The organism is Desemzia sp. FAM 23988 (genome assembly GCF_045528365.1).
GTDB lineage: Bacteria > Bacillota > Bacilli > Lactobacillales > Carnobacteriaceae > Desemzia.
In genome coordinates this window covers 42046-48991 of record NZ_JBGQQS010000020.1, presented here as the reverse complement: position 1 = coordinate 48991, position 6946 = coordinate 42046, and the positions used below count along the sequence as shown (strand labels likewise).

The window sequence follows — 6946 nt, the reverse complement described above, 5'->3', positions numbered from 1 at the left end:
CTGTCCTCATTTCAGTAAAAGTGCAAGGTTTTGTTTAACATCCTATAAAAACCCTTGCATCTATTATATCAATCATTAGTTGTAAAAGGCAGCAGAATAAGCATAGTTTATTATTCAGTAGACATTATATAATTATTCTAACATTAATGTAAAACTTTTATTAGTTTAAGCGATATTATCATAAAGTATTATCATAATTATACTTAACCGTTTAATACGGGTTTAAGATCTCTTAGATACATCTATATCCTTTACACAAATTTCGTTTTTTATAAAAGCCATCTAAGTGCCTTTAATTTCTTAAATAGATTGTGAGAGGTAATAATTAAATAAATGATAGGAACAAACCAGATTCAGAGTAAAATAAAAAGACCGAAAAAGCCTTTTAAATAAAGGTTAGTCGGTCTTTTTTCCATTATTCCCACTCAACAGTAGCTGGTGGCTTACTAGTAACGTCATACACGATACGGTTAACGTGTTTCACTTCATTTACAATACGTACAGAAATCTTTTGCAAGACATCCCATGGGATACGCGCAAAGTCAGCTGTCATTCCGTCAATCGATGTTACAGCACGGATTCCGACTGTGTAATCGTACGTACGGCCGTCTCCCATTACTCCAACACTGCGGAAACCTGGAAGGACTGTGAAGTATTGCCAGATATCGCGGTCAAGACCGGCTTTAGCAATTTCTTCTCTTAAGATGTAGTCGCTATCGCGGACAATCTCTAATTTTTCTTCTGTTAATTCACCGATGACACGAATTCCTAGACCTGGACCTGGGAACGGTTGGCGCCATACTAAGCTTTCAGGCATACCTAGCTCGATTCCTAATTCACGAACCTCATCTTTGAACAAAGCATTTAACGGTTCAATCAATTCGAATTGCATGTCTTCAGGAAGTCCACCTACGTTGTGATGTGATTTGATCGTTTGAGCAGTAGCCGTACCACTCTCGATAATGTCTGTATACAACGTTCCTTGTGCTAGGAAGTCCACACCTTCAAGTTTTGTCGCTTCATCATCAAATAAGTACACAAACTCGTTTCCGATGATTTTACGTTTTTGTTCTGGATCGCTGACGCCTTTTAATTTAGCCATGAAACGTTCTTTAGCGTCGACACGGATAATGTTCAAGCCGAATTTGCCGACTAAACTTTCCATAACTTGTTCGCTCTCGCCTTTACGCAATAAACCATGGTCTACAAAGATACACGTCAATTGGTCGCCGATTGCTCTTTGCAGGAGAACTCCAACTACACTTGAATCAACCCCGCCCGATAAACCTAGTAAGACTTTTTTGTCTCCTACTGTTTCACGGATTTTAGCGATTTCTAAGTCGATGAAGTTGCTGATGCTCCAGTTTCCTTCAAATCCACAGACATTGAAAGTAAAGTTTCTTAACATATCATTTCCGTGTACAGAGTGACGAACTTCTGGATGGAATTGAACGGCATGGAAGTTCTTTTGTTCATTGAACATAGAAGCAATCGGACAATGCGCGCTTGTAGCGCTGACAACGAAGCCTTCAGGAGCTTGAGTAACTAAATCTCCATGACTCATCCACACGGTTTCTTCTTCGTCTAATGTTGTAAATAGAGGTGCCGTACGGTCTTCAATACGGATATCCGCTTTACCATACTCACGGTTTGTACTTGGGCTGACTTCTCCACCCATCATTTTCGTCATCAATTGCATTCCATAACAAATACCAAAAATTGGAATACCTAAATTAAAAATTTCTGGATCTACTGAGAAAGATCCATCATCATAAACACTCATCGGTCCACCTGAGAAGATGATTCCTTTAGCATTCATGCCTTTTAATTCGTCAGCTGTTGTCGTATGCGGCAACAATTCTGAGTACACACCAAATTCTCTTATTCGACGCGTGATTAATTGGTTGTATTGACTACCAAAATCAAGAACGATCATTTTTTCCAATTCTTTTGTATCTGTTACAGTTGTCAAAATCTACACCTCTTCTTATTTTTCTTACCATAGTACCATGAAAGCTACCTTGTTGTTACATAAAAGTGGACATTACCCCTCTTTTTTAATGAAAAGTTCATTTTCATAACATTTTTTGAGTTTTCACACTTTTTATACTAAAAAGAACCCTTCTAACATAGCGTTAGTCAGGCTCTTCAAGCGATAATGAGAGTATTTAGTATTTTTTCAATAAAACTTTATCAATGTAATGCTGTTCACTCTTATGCAAAATCAGATCGGCTCTTTTTCGTGTAGGCAGGATGTATTTTTTCAGATTTTCCAAGTTGATGGTTTCCCATACTTGATGTGCATGTGCAAAGGCAACATCTGGGCCTTTTTGAGCCAACTCATAATAGTAATTGTCCGGAGTCGTAAAAGCCGTATCCAGCAAAACGGCAAATCGTTCCAAATACCATTTTTCAATTTGTTCTGGCTCGGCATCGACATAGATGGAAAAATCAAAGAAATCGCTTATGTAGATTTGTTCATTGGATGGAGATTGCAAGACATTGATCCCTTCAACGATCAAGATGTCCGGTTTGTGCAAAATATTTGTTTTCCCTTCCACAATATCATACACTTCATGAGAATAGACTGGAGAAGAAATGTCGGTTTCGCCAGTTTTTACTTTGCTTAAAAAATTGATCAATTTTTTCATATTGTAGCTCTCTGGAAAGCCCTTGCGATTCATAATGCCCCTTTCTTTCAGGACTTTATTGGGATATAAAAAACCATCTGTTGTAATCATTTCAACGTTTAAATCGGTAAACAAACTTGCCAGCATACGTGTCAACAGTCGCGCAGTAGTACTTTTCCCTACCGCCACACTACCTGCAATACCGATCACGAACGGTTTGTTTTCCTTTCGATGTTCTAAAAAAAAGGTCTTTTCTTGCTGCAATTTTTCGTATTGTTGGATAAACAGATTGATTAATTGGACTAGCGGCACATAGATCTCTTTCACGTCTTCCAGTGAAATAGGATCATTCAACCCTCTAATGGTATCCAATTCTTCAAAAGTCATCTTTATGGATGTATCATGTCCTAATGTGCTCCATTCATCACGTAAGATATGGTGATGAGTTTCTGTTTCGTTCATTGGTGTGCCTGCCTCCTGGTTTTGAAAGTTTCGCATAATTGTAACAGATATCACGTCTTATTTATAGTTTTTCCTTTCCACTGGTGACAAAACTTTAAAAAAACTTAACGAGTTTTAAGCGAAGCTTAACTACCGTAAATCTTAAAATTCCTGTACTATAAAGGGTGGGAATGACTTATACAATAGAAAAGTATAGAATCTTTAGTAATTTAGTTAAATTTTTTACAGATAGGAGGAAAAATATGGAAGATAAAAAAAAATATATTGAAATATGGGGAGACGTTGTAGAGCTTCGTGACCTTGTTCGTTCCATTATTATCTCTGCCATTTCAACTATGGGACTTTTTTTTTTAGCACCTTCGGGAAATCGTACGTTGCAATTGTTTTTCGGTTTAGCGGGAGCCGTTATCGGCTTTATCATTTCAGGATTATTGACTAAACCAAAACGGATTATTGATTCCAAAGATGCTAAACACCATCACACTAGTTAGGAGATACCTTAATGGATTTTTTATTGCTCACTCAAATGTTTGTGGCTGCTTTAAGTGCAGTCGTGTTATACACTTTTATTGGATTTATACCGGGTACCGATGAAACATCCGTTTTAATGCCTATTTCACTTGCTCTTATTCTTTCAGGCGCTAACCCAATGATTGTCTTAACTTTCTTTGTAGCAGCGTTTATTACGTTAAATTTAACCAATTTAATGCCCACTGCTTTAGTAGGTTTACCTGGTGGAGTATTATCTGCTCCCATGATTGATCACGCTATTTATTTAAAAAATCAAGGCAAATCAGCTGTTACCGTTAAGAAAATGGCTGCAGGAGCACTGATTGGAACAGTTATTTCTATCCCTGTTTCTTTTTTGTTGGCTAATTTGTTGATTCCATTTGCAGAAACGATACAACCGTACGCTTCGCTCTTATTTGTTATTGGAGCTGTTTTCTTATCATTGATCAGTAAACAAAAAGTTCTTTCTTTGATCAGTATCATTCCGTTAGCTATTCTTTTTCAAAGCCTGCGCCACTTATACTGGGGCACTGGAGTCGTTCCAGAAGGGACCAACATTACCACTTCTTTCTTCCTGGGCATCACCATCGGACCGTTGATCGTTTCTTTATTGCAATTGCTGAATAAAGAAAGCCGCTCGAAAATGCTGACAAACAGTTACAAAAACATCGTCATTCCAAAAGATTTAGGCAAAGAGAAAACATTGAATCCATTTAAAATATTATCGAAAAAAGAATTAAAAGCTGCTTCATTTTCTTCTTTCATCTCCAATATTTTCTTTGTATTGAGCCCAGTTGGCTTGATTTTACTATTTGGTGAAACTGTCTCTAACCGGATCAAAGATCCTGAGGAAAAAGCAACTACTACCATCACTACAATGAGTGCTTTATCGCAATCTACTTATATTTCCGGAATCATTATTCCCTTAGTGGCATTAGGCATTCCTTTATCTCCTACTTCTATTGGACCTGGGAGTGCACTGTTTAATGCTCCTCCTGTGTACACAGTGGAAAACAATTTATTTCATATTTTATCCACAGGGGAAAAAGCGATCGCTATTGTCTTGGGGGCTGTAGTAGCTACAGCTTTGAGTTATGTTATTATTAATAAGTATGCCGGAAAAATCTCCACTTTTGTCTTAGAAAAAATTCCGCATGAAGCCATTCTTGGATTGTTTATTTCCTTCATTCTATTGCTTTCGTATATGGATGCAGGATTGATCAATATATTCGGCGTATTGCTTATTGGAATTACGAGTGGAACTTTAAATAAAATGGGCGTTAATTATGGTATTCAGTTCATGACGTTATATGCAGCACCTTATATCGTTCAACTGTTAACGTCCCTTTAATCAACTAACCAATTATGAAATCAGTACATTAAGGAGTATGTATGCATGCAGACAGCACACAACCAAGCTATTGGAGAAGCTATAGGTAAAATCATTTTAATGGGAGAACATGCAGTGGTTTATGGAGAACCTTCATTAGCTATTCCCTTTCCCAAAGCCACTATTCAAACTACCGTTACACAATCTACAGGACCTGTTACCGTAGATTGTATCTATCATTCAGGGTTGCTGTCAGAAGCACCTGACCGATTGTCTAACTTAATGACGGTCGTTGAGGTGACTTTGAAAGCTTTGAAACAAGAATCAAAAGATTTTTCGTTACACATTACCAGTTCGATCCCAGCAGAACGCGGTATGGGATCTAGTGCAGCAGTGGCTGTCGCTACTGTTCGCGCTCTTTACAATTATTTTGATTGCCCCTTATCACATGACCAATTACTTGAACTAGTCAATATTTCTGAAGTGATCGCTCATGGAAATCCCAGTGGTTTAGATGCCGCAATGACTAGCGGTGACAGCCCCTTGTACTACATCAAAGGCAAACCGTTCGTTCCTTTTTCATTATTGATTGATGCTTATCTAGTGGTTGGGGATACTGGTGTGAAGGGTCAAACCAGAGATGCAGTAGGCAGTATAGCGTTATTGATGGAAACCAATCCGGTAGAAACTTCTCAAGATATTCATCAATTAGGCAGCTTAGCAGATCAAGCAAAATCAGCTATCGAAAATAATCAACCAGTCGAGTTAGGCAAATTGATGCACCAAGCACATGTGCTGTTAACTAAATTGGGTGTCAGCAATGATCAATTGAATCAATTGGTTGAAGCAGCCATAAATGCTGGAGCTTTAGGTGCTAAACTGACCGGTGGCGGACGAGGCGGCTGTATGATCGCTTTAGCTGAAAATGAAACTGCTGCTCAAGACATCGCTCGGGCTTTAAACGAAACGGGAACTTCCACTACTTGGATCTATCATTTAGGAGGTGGCTCTGTTGAATAAGGAGAAAAAAGTACGTGCCTATACCAACATCGCTTTGATCAAATATTGGGGCAAGCGCGATGACAAATTGTTTTTACCGATGAACAGCAGTCTTTCTTTGACTTTAGATTCATTTTACACAGAAACTTCTGTGGCTTTTGACGATAGCACAGCAGAAGATCGTTTCTATTTAAATGATGCATTACAAGATAATAAAGCAACAGCGAAAGTCAGCCGCTTCTTGGATTTATTCCGTGAAGAAGCGGGTATCCAAACAGCAGCGATCGTAAAAAGCACCAACTTCGTCCCGACTGCAGCCGGTCTGGCTTCTTCTGCTTCTGGTATGGCAGCTTTAGCGGGTGCAGTTAATTTGGCTAGCGGATTGAATTTGGACAAAACAACTTTATCCACTTATGCTCGAAGAGGTTCTGGTTCAGCAACACGCAGTATTTTCGGCGGTTTTGTCGAATGGCAAATGGGTACCGGCAGCGATGATTCATTTGCGGTAAAAGTAGATGATGCTTCTTGGGATATCGGCATGGTCACTATCGTGGTCAATGATAAACAAAAAGCGGTTTCCAGTCGTGTAGGTATGAAAAACACCGTAGCGACTTCGCCTTTTTATCCTGGCTGGTTAACAGCTACAGCGATCGATTTGGAAAATATCAAAACGGCTATCTTGAAAAAAGATTTTGAACAAGTTGGTGCCATTACGGAAAGCAACGGCATGAAGATGCATGCAACAATGTTGGGGGCTAATCCGCCTCTTTCTTACTGGGAACCAGACAGTGTTCGAGCGATGCAAGCGGTGAGAGAACTGCGTCAATTAGGTGTTCCATGCTATTTCACGATGGATGCCGGTCCAAACGTCAAAGTATTGTGTCGCCTGTCAGATAGCCAAACGATCAAAAACTACTTGAGCAACATTTTTGATCCCACGCAACTGATTATTTCAGGACCTGGGAAAGATATCGAAGAAATTACAGACTAAAAAAGGAATTTTAAGGAGTGTCGT

6 protein-coding genes are annotated in these 6946 nt (G+C 38.8%); 4 read left to right on the top strand and 2 right to left on the bottom strand.

Going from position 1 to position 6946, the window contains the following annotated elements:
• Window positions 1–415 precede the first annotated feature (415 nt).
• Window positions 416–1936, bottom strand: a complete 1521-nt coding sequence (guaA, locus tag ACEN4L_RS10570; RefSeq protein WP_407097181.1) for a glutamine-hydrolyzing GMP synthase — start codon at window positions 1934–1936, stop codon at window positions 416–418.
• A gap of 232 nt (window positions 1937–2168) precedes the next feature.
• Window positions 2169–3092: a type I pantothenate kinase gene (coaA, locus tag ACEN4L_RS10565; protein ID WP_407097178.1), complete on the bottom strand. Its 924-nt coding sequence runs from the start codon at window positions 3090–3092 to the stop codon at window positions 2169–2171.
• 242 nt (window positions 3093–3334) lie between these two features.
• On the opposite strand from coaA, the gene ACEN4L_RS10560 reads away from it, so the two are divergent.
• Genes ACEN4L_RS10560 through mvaD form a run of 4 tightly spaced genes read left to right on the top strand, consistent with a single transcriptional unit; the run spans window position 3335 to window position 6922 of the window.
• Window positions 3335–3583 (top strand): hypothetical protein, encoded by a 249-nt coding sequence (locus ACEN4L_RS10560; RefSeq protein WP_407097177.1) that lies wholly within the window; start codon window positions 3335–3337, stop codon window positions 3581–3583.
• A gap of 11 nt (window positions 3584–3594) precedes the next feature.
• The gene (locus ACEN4L_RS10555) at window positions 3595–4953 is read left to right on the top strand and encodes a tripartite tricarboxylate transporter permease (protein WP_407097176.1); all 1359 of its coding nucleotides are present in this window, start codon (window positions 3595–3597) and stop codon (window positions 4951–4953) included.
• 45 nt (window positions 4954–4998) lie between these two features.
• On the top strand, window positions 4999–5952 hold the full coding sequence (gene mvk, locus ACEN4L_RS10550) for a mevalonate kinase (RefSeq protein ID WP_407097175.1): 954 nt from the start codon (window positions 4999–5001) through the stop codon (window positions 5950–5952).
• Window positions 5945–6922, top strand: coding sequence for a diphosphomevalonate decarboxylase (gene mvaD, locus ACEN4L_RS10545; protein WP_407097174.1), 978 nt, complete (start codon window positions 5945–5947; stop codon window positions 6920–6922). The genes mvk and mvaD overlap by 8 nt, the downstream gene beginning before the upstream one ends.
• Window positions 6923–6946: the final 24 nt, after the last annotated feature.